Source organism: Shewanella oneidensis MR-1, from assembly GCF_000146165.2.
GTDB lineage: Bacteria > Pseudomonadota > Gammaproteobacteria > Enterobacterales > Shewanellaceae > Shewanella > Shewanella oneidensis.
The window spans coordinates 449,446-469,739 of record NC_004347.2; the positions used below are offsets into that span (position 1 = coordinate 449,446).

Below are 20,294 nucleotides of genomic sequence, written 5' to 3' on the forward strand. Positions count from 1 at the left end.
TCGGTTCAGATAAAATATGACTGACAGTTAACTTGATAAATTTGTTAATATTAACTCGAATTTTTACCCTATAAAAAGTACTTATTATGATGCGCCGAATAGTAGCTTCTCTCTTTTTATGTGTGTTACTCACTCCTTTATATGCGGCTGAACGGCCAAAAATAGGAGTGGTGTTAAGCGGTGGTGGCGCTAAAGGTGCTGCCCATGTCGGCGTGCTTAAAGTCTTAGAAGAACATCATATTCCTGTGGACTATATTGCAGGCACGAGTATCGGTGCTTATGTCGCAGGTATGTATGCCTTGGGATACAGTGCAACTGAAGTTGAAGCCATTATGATGGGGGTTGATTGGGACAGTGGTTATTCGGACACCATCCCACGTAATGTGTTGAGTTACCGAGATAAAAAGTTAAGAGATCGTTATAATATCCCGCTCAATATTGGTTATTCTGAGGGGGAAGTTAAAGCGCCAAGTGGGGTATTGCGCGGGCAAACCATGTCGCAGCTGTTACGTCAGTCTACGGATTTGGTACAGCAGTTCGGTGATTTTAACGCGTTAGCCATTCCTTATCGTGCGGTGGCGACGGATTTAGAAACCAGCCTACCTGTGGTGATTAACCATGGCAGTATCGTCAAAGCTATGCAGGCTTCTGCAACAGTGCCAGGCGCGTTACAGCCCACGCAAATCGACGGTAAGTTACTGGTAGACGGCGGTATTGCCAACAATATGCCTGTGGATGTCGTGAAAGCCATGGGCGCCGATATTATTATTGCGGTGGATATCGGCTCGCCGCTGGTAAAAAAGGATAAGCTCGATAGCACAATTGCTGTACTGGATCAGTTATCTAATTTCTTGACCAATGCCAGCACTGAAAAACAAAAACAACTACTGACTGATAAAGATGTGCTAATTCGTCCGGCGATCGATGCCCTGAGCACTACCGATTTCACCATCATGCCCTTAGCGTTAACCCTAGGAAAAGAAGCGGCTACCAATCAGTTGGTTAAGCTACAAAAGTTAAGTGTCAGCGAAGAGCAATACGCCGCCTATGTTGAGGGCAAAAAAGCCAAGGGCCAAATGGTGATGGCTGATGTGTCTCATGTAATTGAGGACATTGTTTTTGATAACCAATCCAAAGTCAGCCTCAATTTATTAAAAGAAACCCTAGAGCTTAAACCCGGCCAAAACATTACTAAAGATGAGTTAAATGAGGCTATAAAACGTATCTATGCCTTAAACAAGTTTGAACGCGTTGACGCCGAATTTGTAGAGGGTGAAGATGGACGAGTGCTTACCGTGACTACCCGTGCCAAATCATGGGGTCCCAATTATTTCCAATTAGGCTTTAATTGGGAAGATGACTTTAGTTCTGACTCGGCCATCAGTTTTGATATGGCTTATACCATGACTGACTTAACCATTAATGGTGGTGAGTGGCGAAACGAAGTGAAACTCGGATTCGAGAGATTATTTGCAACCGAGTTTTACCAACCACTGAATCGGGACCAAGAGTTTTATAGCCGAGCTCGTTATCAATACGACGTCCATAACTGGGATCTATACGATAACAATAACCGTGCCTTTGTCTTCGATAAGAAAACCCACACCGTAGAATTGGGTATTGGTTATAACTATGTGCTTCAAGGGGTTGTTGAGTTGGGGCTAGTGGCGGAAAAAGGCGTCATTATTAATGATGCTTGGCTGTCTCAAGATTTTGATTTTAATTCCTACGGTGCTTACTTAAAAGTGGGGTACGACAGCTTAGACAGTATTAGTTTCCCAACATCGGGTAACCATATCACCTTAAACGTTTATGTTCGTAAAGAGAATTTTGATGATGTCGTCGAATATCAGAACGACTATAGCGTGCAGATAGAGGCCGACTGGAAAGGGGCGCTCAGCGTTGGTAATCATGCTTTTGTGGGTAAAGCATCGCTTGCCACCAATAATAATGATGGCTTCAATACCTTACATTTGTCCGATTTAGGCGGTTTCTTGAATCTTTCGGGTTATCACAAAGACTCATTGACCGGTGCTCATAAGATTTTTGGTGCTTTTGTTTATCAGTATGACTTAGGTCGAGATGCCTTAGGCATGAAAGATTATCCACTTTATTTAGGCCTAAGTTTAGAGGCGGGTAATGTGTGGTTTGAGCGCTCCGAAGTGTCGCTCACTGACCTTATTTATGCATCGAGCCTGTATATTGGTACGGATACCACAATGGGACCTGCGGCGCTGGGGTTTGGTATTACCGATATGGGGGATAAGTCAGTTTATTTATTCATCGGTAAAGCATTCTAACGGTAAGGACATAACTGGAGTTATGTCCTTGTTTTTATCACGAGTAGAGTAGCCATTTTCACTAAACACCTTGTGCTTAGGTTTATTAGATGCCCTATTGATAAGTCCTATTGGTAAGTGTCATAACCTTTTACAAAATCTTACTACAGTGAGACTTGGCAAAATGCTAAGGTTTTGCGAGAAAAAAATAACCACACTCTCAACGGAAGCTGGGGAAAACAATGAAGAAGATTAGCACACTGGCGCTGGGTATTGCCTTGAGCCTAGGTTTAGCCGCTTGCAGCAGCGAGCCTAAAACTGAAGTCGCCGCGGTTTCTGGCATTGAATTACAAAACTTTGATGCCTCAGTTCGCCATCAAGATGATTTTTACTACAGCGTTAACGGTAAATGGTTAGCGAACACGCCTATCCCTGCCGACAAGTCTAACTACGGCGCCTTCTCTGTGCTGTACGATCAAAGCCAAGATGCATTGAAAAAAATCATCGATGCCGCAGCCGCGAAAAAGAATGCCGCCCCAGGTTCCAACGATCAAAAAATTGGTGACTTTAACGCCAGCTTTATGAACACCGATTTGCTCGAAACCTTAGGTGTTACACCGCTCAATCCATTGTTGGGGGATATCGCAGCGGTGAAAACCCACGGCGAACTACCCGCAGTGATGGGCAAGTTACTGACCAGTGGTTCAGGCATTCCCTTTGGTTTCTACGTCAATAACGACGCGAAAAACTCGAGCCAATACGCGGTGTATTTAAGCCAATCGGGTTTAACCCTGCCTGATCGCGATTACTACTTAAAAGATGACGCAAAATTTGTCGCTAACCGCCAAGCGATGGCGAAATATGTGACAGATATTCTGACTGAAGCAGGCTATAAAAATGCGAAACGCGCCGCGAAAAACGTGGCCGACATCGAAATGATGATCGCGAAAAGTCAGTGGAGCCGTGTTGAGTCGCGCGATGCAAACAAATCCTATAACAAACTTGACCGCGCTGAGCTGCAAAAGCTGTTGGGACAGTTTGATTTTAATGCCTTTGCTGCGAATGCTGGCTTAGGTGATAAAGTGGCTGACGTGATTGTGCGCCAACCCTCTTATTTTGAAAAGCTAGGTGCCAATTTTGATGCCTTCCCTGTTTCGGCTTGGCAGGATTATTTAACGTTCCACCTCGTTGATAGCTACGCAGAGCTGTTAAGCAAAAATTTTGTTGATCTTAACTTTGCCTTTAAGAGCAAAACCTTGATGGGTATTGAAGAGCAGCAACCGCGCTGGAAAAAAGCGGTGGATGGTGCAGATACTGTGATTGGTGAGCTGGTGGGAGAGGAGTATGTAAAACAATACTTCAAACCAGAAGCCAAAGCGCGCATGGAAACCATGATCAAAAATCTGATCAAAGGCTTTGAAGTCAGTATTAATGAACTGGAATGGATGACGCCAGAGACTAAAGTTGCGGCGCAGGAAAAACTGTCTAAGTTTACTTACAAAATTGGCTATCCAGACAAATGGAAAGATTACTCCGCGCTCGAGATTAAACCCGATGAGCTGGTGGGTAACTATATGCGTTATGCCCAGTTTGAATATCAAGACATGCTCAATAAGCTGGGTAAACCTATCGATCGTACTGAGTGGCGTATGACACCACAAACGGTAAACGCTTATTACAGCCCCGTCGGCAATGAGATCGTGTTCCCTGCGGCGATTCTGCAACCGCCATTTTTCAATATGGAAGCCGATGATGCGGTGAACTACGGTGGTATCGGTGCGGTTATTGGTCACGAAATCAGTCATGGTTTTGACGACCAAGGCGCGAAATACGATGGCGACGGCAATCTTCGTGACTGGTGGTCAGATAAAGACCGTGAAGAGTTCCAAAAACGCGGTAAGCAACTGTCTGAACAGTATTCAGGCTATGAAGCGCTGCCCGGTAAGTTTGTAAACGGTGATTTAACCCTAGGTGAAAATATCGGTGACTTAGGTGGGTTAACGGTGGCTGCTCGTTCTTATCTGATGAGCTTAAATGGTAAGCCTGCACCAGTGATCGATGGATTAACGGGCGAGCAGCGTTTCTTTGTCGGTTGGTCTCAGGTATGGCGCCGTAACTACCGTGATGAAGAGTTAGGTCGTCGTCTGTTGACTGACCCTCATTCACCTAGCCATTACCGCGCGATGGGGACACCGCGTAATATTGAAGCCTTCTACAAAGCCTTTGAGCTGAAAGAGAGCGATAAGATGTACTTAAAACCAGAAGAGCGCGTAAAAATCTGGTAATCCATTCTGTTATAACGAAAAAGCCAGACACTGTCTGGCTTTTTGCTTAGGTTATACCAATCACATTAAATATCTAATCAGTTCAGAGCCTCACAGGCATTTCAATCCAAGGCGTATTGACGCAGAAATGGTCATTCCCTTTTAAGTCAATGCAACACCGGAGTGGGATGCCAGTGTGGCTCCCAAAGGGCGGTTTTCAACGCGCTTTATACTGCGTTTAAGGCTTTCGACAGAGCACCACTATGCCTTCAAGCCTTCGCCTTGTCTAAAGCGCGTTGAATTGCCGCTGAATGAACAGATATTTAATACGATTGGTATTAATGCCCATATCCTAGGGTTTCAATTTTTTCAACTTTCTGTTCGGTGGCATAAATACGCCGCATCAACCGTGTCGGGCCAAAATCATAGGTCCATTCAGCATATTCTATCGGCAACTTGCTTGGATCAACGACAATATCGCCAGCGGAATTTCGGTAGGTTGCTGGTTTGCTGTATTCTTTAACTTCGTTTGGTTGACCGCATCTTTCAAAGACTGTATCTAGGGGATCGCCAACGCTGATAACGAATTGCTTACAGCGCATAGAGTCCGTGGCTAAGGCTGGCAAGCTCGCAGCCCAGAGAACTAACAACACATAATACTTCATCGGTTTGTCCTAGCGTTGATTAACTTATGGCCAATAAATTTGGTGATTTTAGCTATAACACCTTGTTTAGTTGGAATAAACTTTCCAGCTGATGATGGGCTACTATCCATTTAGTCTCGCCGCGTTGCTCTGGTGCAGGGATTGCGACCGTTTGCATATTGGCCGCACGGGCAGCGATTATCCCATTAAAAGAGTCTTCAATGGCAAGACAATAACGTGGATCAACCCCTAGAGCGGTCGCACAATTGAGGTAAACCTCGGGATGCGGTTTACCATAGGTGAGCGCTTCTGCCGATTCGACTGCCATAAATTGGCCCTTAAGCTTAAGCCTTGCCAGCACTGCATCAATCAGCACCGTTGGTGATGAGGTCGCTAAGCCTATTTTTAAGCCTTTGGCTTGGCAGTATGCCATTGCTTGCTGAACGCCAGGCATCGGCTCACCCGTTTGCAGGATTTCTTCTGCGACCTTATCGACAATTGTTTTACTGACTTTGGCATTGTCGTAGTCGGCCCAAGGGGCTTTGTGATACCAATAATCGACACATTGGTCGATACGTAGCCCCGTGGTTTGTTGAATCGTTTCGAGAGTGACAGGCACACCGAGGGCGGATAAGACTTCATATTCAACCCGCTGCCATAGGGGTTCAGAATCGATTAAAACGCCATCCATATCAAAAATGACGGCTTGAATGCTAAGGGATGTCATTACTACTCCAAAGGACGGGAAATGGGTTATTGGAGCTTGAGTGTAAGTTTAAGCCCGCTATCTTCAAAGCCTAAATACACAAAGTTGAGAAATATTTACTGTGAAAAGCATTTCGTTATCAGAAAAATGTTCGTTCGATTTTAAATTGATGAACTTATATTAACTATCTGTAGATTATGGTTTTTTATCTGTTTTCAAACTATTGTCTAATTTCCATTGTTTTATTCATGCCGTAAGTTGAGTTGCACCTCCGGATTTAGCCCTTATTTCGTCTTTTGCCGAGTGTGACCTGATTCATACTTTTGCAAAGCTGTAGTATACTGCTGGCCGGAAATACGGGTCGATCATGTCGGACTGTCAGCTTCAATTGAGAAGACGTGCAGTTTCGTTGTTAGAGCGCCAAACAAAGAGGAATGTTGCCGTGCTAGAAGCATATCGTAAACACGTCGCAGAACGTGCTGCAGAGGGCGTAGTCCCTAAGCCATTAGATGCACATCAAGTGGCTGAACTGGTTAAATTGGTTCAAAATCCCCCCGCTGGTGAAGAAGCGTTTGTTCTTGACCTGCTCGAAAATCGAATTCCCCCCGGTGTTGACGAAGCGGCTTACGTTAAAGCTGCATTCTTAGATGCGGTTGCTAAAGGCACTGCAACTTCACCAATCCTGTCTGCCGAACGTGCTACTGAATTACTTGGCACTATGCAAGGTGGTTATAACATCGAGCCGTTAATTGCACAGCTCGATAACCCTGCGCTAGCGCCATTAGCCGCTAAAGCGCTAGCTCACACTCTGTTGATGTTTGATTCTTTCCACGATGTGGTTGAGAAGATGGAAGCGGGCAATCAGTTTGCTAAGCAAGTGGTTGAAGCTTGGGCAAATGCAGACTGGTACTTAAGTCGTCCAAAATTAGCTGACAAAGTGACCCTGACGGTATTTAAAGTCTCCGGTGAAACCAACACAGATGACCTGTCACCTGCACCCGATGCTTGGTCTCGTCCAGATATCCCATTGCACGCATTAGCTATGCTGAAAAACGCGCGTGATGGCATCGAGCCAGATGTTGCTGGCAGCGTAGGTCCAATCAAGAAATTAGAAGAACTAAAAACCAAAGGTTTCCCATTAGTTTATGTGGGTGACGTAGTTGGTACGGGTTCATCACGTAAGTCAGCGACTAACTCAGTACTGTGGTTCATGGGTGATGATATCCCATTCGTCCCTAACAAACGTGCTGGTGGTTTCTGCTTAGGTGGCAAGATTGCACCGATTTTCTTCAACACGATGGAAGATGCGGGCGCTCTGCCAATCGAACTTGACGTTAGCAAAATGGAAATGGGCGATGTGATCGACATTTACCCATACGCTGGTGTGGTTAAGCGTCATGGCTCAGATGAAGTGATTTCTGAGTTCAGCCTGAAAACCGACGTACTGTTAGACGAAGTGCGTGCAGGTGGTCGTATTCCACTGATCATTGGTCGTGGTTTAACTGACAAAGCACGCGCTGTGTTAGGTTTACCAGCCTCTGAGGTGTTTGTTCGTCCTCAAGACATCGCTGATAATGGCAAAGGTTATACCCTTGCACAGAAGATGGTCGGTAAAGCTTGTGGTGTTGCTGGCGTGCGTCCAGGGCAATACTGCGAACCTAAGATGACGTCTGTGGGTTCACAGGACACTACCGGTCCTATGACCCGTGACGAGCTGAAAGACTTAGCCTGTTTAGGCTTCAGTGCCGATTTGACTATGCAGTCATTCTGCCACACTGCAGCGTATCCAAAACCCGTTGACGTGAACACGCATCACACGCTGCCAGACTTCATCATGAACCGTGGCGGTGTGTCGCTACGCCCTGGTGACGGTGTTATTCACTCATGGTTAAACCGTATGCTCCTGCCTGATACCGTCGGTACTGGTGGTGACTCTCATACGCGTTTCCCAATTGGTATTTCATTCCCTGCGGGTTCTGGCCTAGTCGCATTTGCTGCTGCGACTGGTGTAATGCCGCTGGACATGCCTGAATCAGTATTAGTGCGCTTCAAAGGTAAGATGCAACCTGGTATCACCCTGCGTGATCTAGTACATGCGATTCCATTAAAAGCTATTGAACTGGGCATGTTGACTGTTGAGAAGAAAGGTAAGGTGAACATCTTCTCTGGTCGTGTACTGGAAATCGAAGGCTTAGAATCCCTGAAAGTTGAACAGGCATTCGAACTGTCTGACGCCTCAGCAGAGCGTTCTGCGGCGGGTTGTACCATCAAGTTAGACAAAGAGCCAATCATCGAGTATCTGAACTCGAACATCACTATGCTTAAGTGGATGATCGCTGAAGGTTATGGCGACCGTCGTACAATAGAGCGTCGTATCAAAGGCATGGAAGAGTGGTTAGCCAATCCTGAGCTGATGAGTGCTGACGCTGATGCCGAATACACTGCTGTGATCGAAATCGATCTGAACGAGATCAAAGAACCTATCCTATGTGCGCCTAACGATCCTGATGATGCCGTATTACTGTCATCTGTTGCGCAAACTAAGATTGACGAAGTGTTTGTCGGTTCTTGTATGACTAACATCGGTCACTTCCGTGCGACCGGTAAGATGTTAGACAAGTTTGCTAAGACACTGCCAACACGTTTGTGGATTGCACCACCGACTAAGATGGATAAAGATCAACTGACCGAAGAAGGTTACTACGGTATTTTCGGCCGCGTCGGTGCGCGTATCGAAATCCCAGGTTGTTCACTGTGTATGGGTAACCAAGCACGAGTGGCCGAAGGTGCAACTGTGGTTTCTACTTCTACCCGTAACTTCCCGAATCGCTTAGGTACAGGCGCTAACGTTTACTTAGCTTCTGCGGAATTAGCGGCAGTAGCAGCACTGTTAGGTCGTCTGCCAACGGTAGAAGAGTACCAAGAATACGCTAAAGAGTTAGACGCAACTGCAGCTGACACTTACCGTTACTTGAACTTCGATCAAATCGATTCTTACACCAAGAAAGCATCGCAAGTGATCTTTCAATCAGCTGTATAATTGATTGATATAAAATGCAAAAGCCAGCGAAAGCTGGCTTTTTTGTTTCTATCATATTCTTTGGGTAAGGATAATGTACAAATACGAAAAACATTGAGGCAGCTCATTGGGTATCAATGGCTTAACTCCAGTGGTAAAGAGTTATCCATTGATTATCGAGTAGCATTAAGCTTGTTGGGCGTGCTCTGAGTATTTACTGTGTAGCACTTCGAGGAGCTTATCCTCTAACTCGAAACGCGTCTCCATGGTATGGGCCAGTTCAGAGAGATCTTTATCGAGTTGATACAGCACTTGATCGTCCTGCGTTTCTGCATATTTATCGTTAAAGTCTAACGCTGCGTTGGTTGTTGGGGTGATTTTTGGCAAAACCTGTTGAATCGCGGCTTTGCAAGGGGCGCCAAATTTTTCACAGGCATTAATCACTTGGTCATACACTTCAAAGTGACCTTCGGAAACGTAATCCACTAATAAGTCGCAAAAGGATTTTACGTGTTCGAAGGAGGGAAGCGATTTTTCAGCGTTAGTGTAGGGTGGTAGCCCAGCAATTTGGCAATAATGCACCAAGAGTTTGCGACGATTTTCTAGCCATTGATCTATAAGCTTATTTGAACCGCCCCACTTTTGTTCTGCTTTTTCGAGTTCTCTCAGCATGATGCATTCCATTTAGGTGCTAGGACATAACTCTAATGTAGGGGAGAAACTGCTATTCGATCAACCCTTTTTATCGGGATTTGTAAGAATTGTCTGATGGACAAACCAGCTGTTTTGTATAAAAAAATGTGGAAATAAAAAGCCCAACGATAGAAAGCTATCGTTGGGCGAGTATGTATATAGCAGGCTCGATGCGACGAGCTTCTTGATTGTTCTTGCTAGCGCAGACTTTTTATACCAAACGCGGGGAACCGGTGCAACTTTTTTCTGTCTGACTGTGACTTCATGTCCGATAAATAAACAGTATGTTATCTGGCTAGCATTTTGAGGATAAGTGCTTAAATGGACAGTAATGATGGGGAATAGCTCACATAAATTAGCTCATTTTGGTTACATTATTCGCGTAAATGCTAAACTACCGCCCCAGCGGATCTCAATAAGTCTAGGAATCAAGCCAAATGGCAGAATTAAAGAATGATCGTTATTTACGCGCCCTACTAAAACAGCCTGTTGATATGACCCCTGTGTGGATGATGCGTCAAGCGGGCCGTTATCTCCCTGAATATAAAGCAACTCGCGCCCAGGCGGGTGATTTTATGTCTTTATGTAAAAACCACGAATTGGCCTGTGAAGTGACGCTACAACCGCTGCGTCGTTACGAGCTAGATGCGGCGATTCTGTTTTCCGACATTCTGACGGTTCCCGATGCTATGGGATTAGGTCTGTATTTTGAGGCGGGTGAAGGCCCACGTTTTGAGCGCCCGACAGACACTATTGATGCCATCAAAAAATTATCAATTCCTGATCCAGAAGATGAGCTGGGTTATGTGATGAAGGCGGTGAGTACAATTCGTCGTGAATTGAATGGTCAAGTGCCATTAATCGGCTTCTCAGGTTCACCTTGGACGCTGGCCACTTATATGGTTGAAGGCGGTTCGAGCAAAACCTTCGAAAAAATCAAAAAAATGGCCTATGCCGAGCCTGCTGCACTGCATATGTTACTCGACAAGTTAGCTGACTCAGTGACTTTATACCTGAATGCGCAGGTCGCTAATGGTGCTCAATCTTTAATGATTTTCGACTCTTGGGGCGGTGCATTGTCGCATACAGCTTACCGTGAGTTTTCACTGCGTTATATGCAGAAGATTGTCGATGGTCTGACTCGCTTTGCCGATGGTCGCCAAGTACCAGTAACCCTATTCACTAAAGGTGGTGGCTTATGGTTAGAAGCCATGGCGGAAACCGGTTGTGACGCCTTAGGTTTAGACTGGACGGTGGATATTGCCGATGCTCGTCGCCGTGTAGGCCATAAAGTTGCGCTACAAGGCAACATGGACCCATCTATGTTATATGCACCTATCCCACGCATTGAAGAGGAAGTTGGTCAAATCCTTGCGGGATACGGTGAAGGTACAGGCCACGTATTTAACTTAGGCCATGGTATTCACCAGCATGTCGATCCAGAGCATGCAGGCGCCTTTATTAAGGCGGTCCACGCTCAATCTAAGCAATACCATAAGTAAACAGCACTAAATGATAAACGGACCTAAGGGTCCGTTTTTTTATGGGATAAGCCGCCAAGCCATAATCTTATGCTTTAGGTTCTGGTTACTTGAAGCTTGGATGATAATACCAATCGTATTAAATATCTGTTCATTCAGCGGGAATTCAACGCGCTTTAGACAAGGCGAAGGCTTGAAGGCATAGTGGTGCTCTGTCGAAAGCCTTAAACGCAGTATAAAGCGCGTTGCCATACAGTGAACATCAGCCGCCCTTTGGGAGCCACACAGGCATCCCACTCCGGTGTTGCATTGACTTAAAAGGGAATGACCATTTCTGCGTCAATGCGCCTTGGATTGAAATGCCTGTGAGGCTCTGAACTGATTAGATATTTAATGTGATTGGTATAATAAGTGCGTTAAGCAAATGTATTAGAAAGCGCTTACTCGGGGTTTTAGTGCATAGGATGTTGATTAATCTTTAACTTGTAATCACTTATTTATCGAATAGCTGCGTTAAATCAAAGGCGTTTAACACAATTAAATGCATGCTATTGCTTACTTTAGCAACGGATAAAGCAAAGTGATATTTAATACTATTTGCAAATGAGATATGTTGCATGGCGCGATAAAGGACTAAATAAAGCCGTTTGTTAATTTAATTACGTAAGCCGTGGTAAAAGATGCGCATAGGCAACAAAATATTGGTATTTATTGTAGGGTTCTGTTTACCTGCGGTTGTGCTTGTCTCCTATTGCCTCGGTGTTTGGTTTGACCATAGGGTCGAATTATTACGTCAAGATAATGTGCGGCACGAGTTGGCGAATATCCAGCAGCAGTTTCGAATCGATGTTGATCGGTTAGGTTTTCTCACTAATATCTATGCCTCACCATTATCTCATCTCGATAGTGAGCAGTTAAAATCCCTCGAATCCTCGTGGCTTGAGAGCTCCATGTCTGGCAATTTAAGCTGGTTTATTCTGCGCGACGGAAATTTGCAAAATGTTTTCCAGAACGAGCAACCAATCGCAGAAGCCAATCGGCAGGAAATTGCTAAGGCGATAACAACGCAGGCTAAGCCCGAGTTTGCAAGCGCCTATTTAATTGGCGATAAAGGATATGTGGTGACGGCAGTCGCTTCACATCTGGGCGAGTATGTGTTGTTGGTGCGGCAACTTACTGAGCGTGATCTACTGGAATATGCTCAAACCTCCCTCGTTGCTCGGGTCAGCATGTCTAATGTTGTAACAGCCCATCATTCCTCACACTCAAGTTCGGTTGCGTTGCCGAGTTTGATTAGTCAGCAACCTATTTATCTTCACGTTGAATTTTCCGATGATCCCTTCCGTGATGTAAAACTTAGCCTCGACTGGGTGTCGCTCGCGGTGATCTTGCTGGGGATATTGATTGTTGCCTTAGGTTATGTTTGGTTGCGTGCGTGCCTATTACAGCCCTTTAAAAGCTTAATGCAGCAATTGGCGCTTGTTGATCCCATGGCAAGTGTCTATCGGCCTGTTACCAGCGAGGGCAATGAAGAGTTATCTGTGCTGGCGAATAGAGTCAATAGCCTACTCGCAAGGATTTATCAGCAGAAAGAGCGCGGTAAAATAACCTTAGAGTCGATTGCCGAAGCCGTGATCTTGACCGACATCGAGGCCAAGGTAATTTATATGAATCCTAAGGCCGAAACACTGCTTGAAGTTGCCAGTTCTAATGCCGTTGGCGAGAGCCTTGCTAGTTTATTAAAGGCGGGAGAGCAGTTAAATCAAGCGGTATTTCACTGTATTCGTCTTGGGGAAACAATGCCTCAGGTCGCTAAAATCAAATTGTTAACCACAATGCCGCGGATTATCGAACGTAGCATTAGCAATGTCCTTAATCATGAAAAAGAGATTGTCGGAACTGTGGTGGTGCTGCGGGATATTACCCAAGAAGAACTTCTTAAGCATCAGCTACAAAAACGCGCTAATTTCGATGGCATCACTGGGCTACTGAATCGGCAAGCATTTGAAGAACAACTGCCCGAATTTGCCAGTCAGGCGAGGAGCCTTGCAGTATGTTATCTGGATTTAGAGCAGTTTAAGCTGATCAATGATAGCTGTGGGCATACTGCGGGTGATCGTATGTTGGCGATGGTCGCTAGGGCGATTCAGTCATGTCTTGGGCCACAGGAATTATTAGCCCGCATAGGAGGTGATGAGTTTGGATTGGTGATTTGCGATCGCACCGCGTTAGCTGTGGCGCAGTTGCTGAAGCAAATTATTGCTCAAGTATCGCTGCAAGTGCTGCACGACAAAAACTGCAACTACAAAGTGGGGTTAAGTATTGGTGTTGCCTTTGGACGAGCGCCCTATATTAATGCGCAAGAGTTACTTAAGGATGCAGATATCGCCTGTATTGCCGCTAAAGCCAAGGGCACCAACCAAATCCACATTTACGATGATAAAGATAAAGAGCTGACTTATCAGCGCAATGCTCCCAAATGGGCGGTGCGTATTGCCCAGGCGATTGAAGAAAATGAACTGCTACTTTATTACCAGCCAATCCGAGGATTAGGCGCCAGTTCTAAACGCCAGCGGATGGAGGTTTTACTTAGGATCCAAGAGCCCTGCGGCCGTATTTTGGCGCCGGCGCAGTTTATTGCCGCAGCAGAGCGTTTTAAGCTGATGCCTGAAATTGATAAAGAAGTGATACGTAAAGCCTTTTTATGGCTGTCTTTAAATTCGCAGCTTTGGCAGGATCACTGCATCTCAATCAACCTTTCGGGCAATAGTTTAGGCGCCGAAGGCATGGTGGAATATATCGCCAAGCAGCAACAGATTTTTGATATTCCGAGCCAATGTGTGTGCTTTGAAATTACTGAAACTACCGCTATTCAAAACCGCCACCGCGGCATGGAAATGCTCAGACAGCTGCGCAAACTCGGGTTTTCCTTTGCATTGGACGATTTTGGCAGTGGCTTTGCTTCCTACGGCTATTTACGCGAATTACCTGTGGATTACGTAAAAATAGACGGCTGCTTTGTTAAAAACCTTGCCGTTAATGCCAAGGACTATGCCATCGTGAAATCCATTCAAGACGTGTGTCGTGTTATGGGGATCGAAACGGTTGCTGAATTTGTTGAAAATCAAGAGATTATTGATAGGTTGCAAACGATTGGTATCAACTATGCGCAAGGTTATGCAATCGGACGGCCGCAACCTTTAGCGAGTTATTGCGAGCAGTTTGAGACGCGCTTAGCACAACGCGCATAGGGGATTGCGCTTTTAAGGTGATTGTGCGAGCTTAGCCTTAAATGTAATTAACACATTAGTAACAAAGGAATAGTTATGGATGGACTGACGGGGAAAGTGGTCATCATTACTGGCGCGTCTGAAGGAATTGGTCGTGCGCTGGCCATTGCGATGGCGCGGATAGGATGCCAACTTGTATTGAGTGCTCGCAACGAAACGCGGCTCGCCTCCCTTGCCCTCGAAGTGGCTAACTATGGTCCCACTCCTTTTGTGTTTGCTGCCGATGTTAGTAGCGCCTCCCAGTGTGAAGATTTAATTCATGCCACGATTGCCCATTATGGTCGTATCGATATTCTGGTAAATAATGCGGGCATGACCATGTGGTCACGTTTTGATGAGTTAACCCAGTTGTCCGTGCTTGAGGACATCATGCGAGTCAACTACTTAGGCCCAGCCTATTTGACCCATGCCGCATTGCCTTATTTAAAATCGAGCCAAGGTCAGGTGGTGATTGTTGCTTCGGTGGCGGGGTTAACGGGTGTACCGACACGTAGTGGCTATGCGGCGTCTAAACATGCTGTTATCGGTTTTTTTGATTCACTGCGGATTGAACTTGCGGATGATAATGTGGCGGTAACGGTTATTTGTCCTGACTTTGTCGTTTCGCAAATTCATAAGCGAGCCCTAGATGGAGCGGGTAAGCCACTCGGTAAATCCCCAATGCAAGAAGCAAAAATTCTCTCTGCGGAGCAATGTGCCAACATGATGCTACCTGTGATAGCAACCCGAGGTCGGCTGCTCATTACTTCTCTGCGCGGCCGTCTCGGGCGTTGGCTTAAGCTGATTGCGCCGGGCTTAATCGATAAAATTGCCCGTAAAGCAATTGCTTCAGGGCGTTAGCTTTTATTGAGGTGTTTAACGATGGTTTGCTCAGCTTCGTTTTGAGTCGCTTTTGTTCCCTCTGCCTGAATACTCGCGGTCGCTTTGTGGCCTGTAAGATCCTCGGCGATATGCAGCCAGTCTGGGTGCCAGTAAAAATTCTGCCCCGACAGTGTTTGCCAGTTGTGCACGCCGGACTTTTCGCCTTGATAAATGATGTCTTTGATTGAATAACCCATAAAAAACCCTGATTTATTGTTGGATATCATTATTGAGGTTAAATAGTGCGCCATCCCTCCCTCTGCTGATGTGCGTCAGATCACGTATTTAGGCAAAAATAAACCTCGCATTGGCGAGGTTTATTAGTTTTTATATTTAAATTTCAATGCCTTAAGGTTTTGCGCATTGGCTGGGTGAGCCTGTGCCTTTCCAAAGTGTGCTGCTATCGCTCAGTGACAGTGGGATAAAGGTTAAGCCTTGGCTCATGTTGGCGGGGGGCAAATCGGTTTCGAGCTCATACATGCCCATAGGCATAGTACCGAGTGTGGCGTTTGCCGTGACTTGCGCTGCAGCAAGGCTGGAGTAACGCAGCCCCAGCATGTCGAAATAGCTGCGCCAATCTTTACCTGTGAGTTTACTTAAGGAAACCAGCATAAAGTCATTGCCCGGAATATCTCTGACGCTTTTACCACCGTAGACGCTGTGGCTATCGAAGGGGAATAAGTCAAAACCGAGTTTGCTGCGGTTTGCCTCCCAGTCGCTGGCGTTATTGGCGTATTTACCAAAAATACGGCTGTGCTGATACAACAAGGTGAAAAGATTAAAACCATTATTTAAGGTAGTGCCGTCACTTAATGTCATGCCATGGGCCTTAAGTGCCATTTGGATGTAAAACGCCATGCGATAGCCGTTATGCACAGCATAGGCATTGCTGGCCCAAGGCGCGGTATATCGGTCTTCGCCGATATCGAGCACTTTACAGTTGGCACCAAAGACTACGCGTTTGCCACTGGTATCCGTCGTGCCTGCAGCATCGGACATAAACACATAGAAGAGATCTTTGTGATTCATATGGCCATCATTGATGGTGTTGGTATTACCATCACGCAGATAGTGAGTTTTCCACTTCACCACATAGGGGAAGATATTGTTGGAGTTTTCACCCGCGCGGCTGCCATAGCCAGTCCAATTGTCACTATTGGCAGCGGTGGCATATTGCACATTGAGGCGATTGGTTTGCAGATTATGCCCTAGCTCGTGGTTATCACCCCAACCTGTCGGTGAAATATTCCAAGCTGCATCCCAAGGGTTACCGCTACAGCCCGAGCCGCAGTGGGCATTTTGGTCATAGTTAGCATGTTGGATAATCGTGCGAGTGTGCAGACTGGCATCGATGCAATCTTGCCCAAACAGTGCCTGACAGCTTGAGAGCACATCGGCGGGTAACGACTCAGTTAAGCTTTTACCTTGGATCTTAAGTCCCGCTAAGGTGTAAACACTGTTGATATGGTCATCGACAATACTTTTAAGCAGTGCATTTACATCGGGCACATTACCGCCAATGGCATTCATAAAACGGTCGCGGCGTAAATGCTGCTCGGCGCCATCGGTGCGCAGATCTACATGGGGCAGCTCGGTATTTTGGATTTTGTCATTGAAGGCAGTGATTTCAGTAGGATTGGAGAAATCCATGATACTTGGATGTTTAGCCACATTCTGTGCATTGACATCGATACTGAGGGCTCCCTCGCCACCACTGATATAGAGGTAAATCGGGCCACCATAGGGTGTTGAAAACTCAATGCTTTGTCCTTTAGCGAGTTTAATGCGTTGCTGTGCTAACTCTAGCGGCGCGCGATAAACCTTTTGCTCAAAGGCGCGGTTGGTATTACGTCTATGATAATTGAGCTTAATTTCCACGTTGGCATTGGTGTTATCCAAACGACTGAATTTGATGGTTTGTCCCGGCAAGGCGTACCAACCTGTGCTCGTCCATTGACCCGAGTAAGGCACTGTGATGGTTTTGCGCTCTGATACTGTGGCCGGATAAGCGTAGTGAGCATTCGTGCCTTTACTTAGATTTGCCTTGTCGGTGACGTATTCCCCTAAATCGGCTTGGGCAAGGTTATGGGCGCGGGCGTAGCTCACAGTCCAATCGGCAAATAGCGCCTGCTGCCATTGAGTGAACTCGCTGTAGGCGATGGGATAGTCAATTTCGCTGCGGTATTTATCGGCGAGCAGTAACCCAGCCTTCATTAATGGGAAGTTAGTGCGACTAAACACATCAATACCATTGCTATCTAAGGTTTCAGCGCTGCTACGGTACCAGTCTGCGCCTGCTTTAAAGGCCTCAACAAAGGCGCCGCTATTACAGCTTAAGTAATTGCCTGTGCAGTCATTTAATACTTGCGTGTCAAAGCGCTGCTCCCGCAGATTCGTCAGCAGTTTCTTAACATCTTCAAGGGCTTTATCTTCAGCAAGAATGGTGCTCACGCTCAGATTGTCGGCATTGAGTTTGGACCAATAGTTGCCCGCGGTGGAGAGCCCCATTTCAAGGTAAAGGGTTGAGAGCATTGGGCTTTGTTCGCGTCGATAATTTGAGAGTAGCAGGGGAATACCCGCAGCCTTGGCTTTGGCTATCGCCGCTTTCACCCCAGCGTAACCTAAACCGTCGCGGTCAATATCACTGATAACAATTAAATCTGGCTTTTGGTTATCAATACAGCTGGCAAGGGCGCTGTAGTCACAGCTATTGGCGGTATTGATACTGTGGGCATTGGGGTAATGGGTGGTCAGCCAAGTGCGGATCCCTTCGTTATGGGGGAAATACCAACTGTCGGCACGACTCGGCATTTGTGCCGTGACTATGCTGAGGCCATCGCGTTGATCGTTACCTTGGGTTAGCCAGGAAATAAGATTTTTCAGCAACGTAACTGTTTGAGCTGAGGTGTTAACGCTAAACAAGTTGCCACCCATAGCGGCATAGCGTTGTCCCTGTTGCTCGCCCGCCATCACTAGGCCGCGAACGACACTGGCGCCACTGCCATCCACATTTGATGGCAGTAGGGTAAAAGTGTTTTCCGGCATAAAGCTCGAAAAGGTAATGGAGTCGTGGGTCGGATGCCAGCTAATACTGCTACCTACACCTTGATAGAGCTGGGTGATTTGCGCTTTACGTACCGCATCAATGCTTGCCAGTTTAGCGGTACTGAAGTCAATCAGCTCAATGGCGCTGGCAAGGCTATGATCTTGATGCCGAATGGCATTTTCAGCATTGCTGATAAAGGCTGGGGTAATAGTGCAATCTGCAGTCATTGCAGCCGTGCTGAAAGTTAACTCGGTTAATGAGCCGCCACAGCCGCTAATATTATCCAGTACAAAGCCCGCGTCCGCTTGAACACTAAAGCTGGCTCTTTTGCCCGAATCGACTTTTTGGCTTGCGGGAGTGAGCTTGCCACCCGCTACCAGACTCGCGCTGGCAGTATATTGGGTCACTGTCGGAGGCGGAACCGGTGGTGGTGTGGGTGGTGTTGTGGTGCCCGTATCCTCAGATCCGCCCCCACACCCGCCAATCAGTAAGGCGATGGCGGCAGATATCAGTCTAATCTCCATAGGGAGTCCTTAATCTTTTAGATAATTAACAATTATGCAGCATTGTATCGGAATAATGTGGGCTAAAGTAGAATTTATTCAAATAAAAACTATTTAAATCATCATCTTATTTTTGGCGATCGTCAAAATAAAGGCATAAAAAAACCGGCAGAAAGCCGGTTCTTCGCAGGATTAATACTTAGCCCTGTTGTTCACGGGCGATGGCGCGATAGCCAATATCTGTACGGAAGTACACATCATCCCAGTGGATTTCATCAACCAGTTGATACGCGGCTTTTTGTGCTTCGGTCACTGTGTTCCCTAAGGCTGTAGCGCATAACACGCGGCCGCCATTAGTGACTACATGTCCGCCTTTCATTTCGGTACCGGCGTGGAAGACCTTGGCATCGTGATTACCTAAGCTGAGGCCGTCAATCACATCGCCTTTGCGATACTCATCTGGATAACCGCCTGCGGCCAGCACTACGCCAACTGCGGCGCGCTCGTCGTACTCAGCGGTGACTTTATCCAGCTCGCCGCGGGTTGCTGCTAAACAGAGTTCAACTAAGTCTGATTTTAAGCGCATCATAATAGGTTGGGTTTCTGGATCGCCAAAACGGCAGTTGTATTCCAGTACCTTAGCGCTGCCGTCTGGTGCGATCATCAGACCCGCATACAGGAAGCCTGTGTAAACATTGCCTTCGGCAGCCATACCATCCACTGTTGGGCGGATAACATTGGCAATTGTCCAATCGTGTACGCTTTGGGTAACGACTGGCGCAGGGGAGTAAGCGCCCATGCCGCCGGTGTTTGGACCGTGGTCGGCGTTATCGCGGGCTTTATGGTCTTGGCTAGTCGCCATGGCAAGGATATTTTTACCATCGACCATCACGATAAAGCTGGCTTCTTCGCCCTTGAGGAATTCTTCAATGACGACGCGTGAACCAGCATCACCAAACTTATTACCGGCGAGCATATCATCAATTGCCGCATCCGCTTCTGCTTGATCTTGGGCGATGATCACGCCTTTACCCGCCGCTAAACCGTCGGCCTTGATCACTACTGGATAGCCAGTAGTTGCGGTTAATTCACGCACGAAGGCTTTGGCATCGCTAATCTCGGTACAGTTTTTATAACCTGCGGTGGGGATATTGTGGCGGGCTAAAAAGTCTTTGGTAAAGGCCTTAGAGCCTTCGAGCTGCGCCGCCGCCTTGGTTGGACCAAAAATGGGTAAGCCTGCAGCGTTAAAGGCATCCACTACGCCTAATACCAGCGGCGCTTCAGGGCCGACGATAGTGAGTTCTATTTGATTAATTTTTGCAAAATCGATTAGCGCAGGAATATCCGTCGCGCTGATGTCGACGTTTTCGATGTTGGGTTCAAGGGCTGTGCCCGCATTGCCCGGTGCAACATAGACTGTGTCTACCTGAGCCGACTGAGCCGCTTTCCACGCTAGGGCATGTTCGCGGCCGCCGCCACCAATAACTAATACTTTCATTGTAAAGCTC

The 20,294-nt window shown here is 46.6% G+C and carries 13 protein-coding genes; 6 read left to right on the top strand and 7 right to left on the bottom strand.

Annotated features, from left to right (window positions below):
• The first annotated feature begins 86 nt into the window (after nt 1–86).
• Complete coding sequence (locus SO_RS02060; protein ID WP_164925601.1) at nt 87–2,300, top strand: patatin-like phospholipase family protein; 2,214 nt, start codon at nt 87–89, stop codon at nt 2,298–2,300.
• Nucleotides 2,301–2,521: 221 nt separating this feature from the next.
• Entirely contained in the window at nt 2,522–4,564 is a 2,043-nt protein-coding gene (locus tag SO_RS02065) for a M13 family metallopeptidase (RefSeq protein ID WP_011070787.1), read from the top strand.
• A 317-nt stretch (nt 4,565–4,881) separates the two neighbouring features.
• Here SO_RS02065 and SO_RS02070 read toward each other — a convergent pair whose 3' ends face one another.
• Nucleotides 4,882–5,208 carry a DUF2845 domain-containing protein gene (locus SO_RS02070; protein ID WP_011070788.1) on the bottom strand — a complete coding sequence of 109 codons (327 nt, stop codon included), beginning with the start codon at nt 5,206–5,208 and terminating at the stop codon, nt 4,882–4,884.
• Nucleotides 5,209–5,260: 52 nt separating this feature from the next.
• Entirely contained in the window at nt 5,261–5,914 is a 654-nt protein-coding gene (hxpB, locus tag SO_RS02075; RefSeq protein ID WP_011070789.1) for a hexitol phosphatase HxpB, read from the bottom strand.
• 421 nt (nt 5,915–6,335) lie between these two features.
• On the opposite strand from hxpB, the gene acnB reads away from it, so the two are divergent.
• Nucleotides 6,336–8,933: a bifunctional aconitate hydratase 2/2-methylisocitrate dehydratase gene (gene acnB, locus SO_RS02080; protein ID WP_011070790.1), complete on the top strand. Its 2,598-nt coding sequence runs from the start codon at nt 6,336–6,338 to the stop codon at nt 8,931–8,933.
• A 165-nt stretch (nt 8,934–9,098) separates the two neighbouring features.
• Here acnB and SO_RS02085 read toward each other — a convergent pair whose 3' ends face one another.
• Nucleotides 9,099–9,584, bottom strand: a complete 486-nt coding sequence (locus SO_RS02085) for an Rsd/AlgQ family anti-sigma factor (RefSeq protein ID WP_011070791.1) — start codon at nt 9,582–9,584, stop codon at nt 9,099–9,101.
• A 458-nt stretch (nt 9,585–10,042) separates the two neighbouring features.
• Here SO_RS02085 and hemE point away from each other — a divergent pair, with 458 nt between their 5' ends.
• Nucleotides 10,043–11,107 carry a uroporphyrinogen decarboxylase gene (gene hemE, locus SO_RS02095; RefSeq protein ID WP_011070792.1) on the top strand — a complete coding sequence of 355 codons (1,065 nt, stop codon included), beginning with the start codon at nt 10,043–10,045 and terminating at the stop codon, nt 11,105–11,107.
• 39 nt (nt 11,108–11,146) lie between these two features.
• Here the strand turns inward: hemE and SO_RS23145 are convergent, their stop codons facing one another.
• Nucleotides 11,147–11,338 carry a hypothetical protein gene (locus SO_RS23145; RefSeq protein WP_164925603.1) on the bottom strand — a complete coding sequence of 64 codons (192 nt, stop codon included), beginning with the start codon at nt 11,336–11,338 and terminating at the stop codon, nt 11,147–11,149.
• 428 nt (nt 11,339–11,766) lie between these two features.
• Here SO_RS23145 and pdeB point away from each other — a divergent pair, with 428 nt between their 5' ends.
• Together pdeB and SO_RS02110 are read left to right on the top strand one after the other, a co-directional pair.
• The gene (gene pdeB, locus SO_RS02105; protein ID WP_011070793.1) at nt 11,767–14,337 is read left to right on the top strand and encodes a cyclic di-GMP phosphodiesterase PdeB; all 2,571 of its coding nucleotides are present in this window, start codon (nt 11,767–11,769) and stop codon (nt 14,335–14,337) included.
• 75 nt (nt 14,338–14,412) lie between these two features.
• Nucleotides 14,413–15,216, top strand: a complete 804-nt coding sequence (locus SO_RS02110) for an SDR family oxidoreductase (protein ID WP_011070794.1) — start codon at nt 14,413–14,415, stop codon at nt 15,214–15,216.
• Here the strand turns inward: SO_RS02110 and SO_RS02115 are convergent.
• From SO_RS02115 to purD, 3 genes are all read right to left on the bottom strand, one after another.
• A complete protein-coding gene (locus tag SO_RS02115; protein ID WP_011070795.1) occupies nt 15,213–15,434 on the bottom strand; it encodes a hypothetical protein in 222 nt (73 codons plus the stop codon). The two genes, SO_RS02110 and SO_RS02115, sit on opposite strands and share 4 nt — an antisense overlap.
• Before the next feature lie 151 nt (nt 15,435–15,585).
• Nucleotides 15,586–18,807 carry an ImpA family metalloprotease gene (locus SO_RS02120; protein ID WP_011070796.1) on the bottom strand — a complete coding sequence of 1,074 codons (3,222 nt, stop codon included), beginning with the start codon at nt 18,805–18,807 and terminating at the stop codon, nt 15,586–15,588.
• Nucleotides 18,808–18,985: 178 nt separating this feature from the next.
• Nucleotides 18,986–20,284: a phosphoribosylamine--glycine ligase gene (gene purD / locus SO_RS02125; protein WP_011070797.1), complete on the bottom strand. Its 1,299-nt coding sequence runs from the start codon at nt 20,282–20,284 to the stop codon at nt 18,986–18,988.
• Nucleotides 20,285–20,294: the final 10 nt, after the last annotated feature.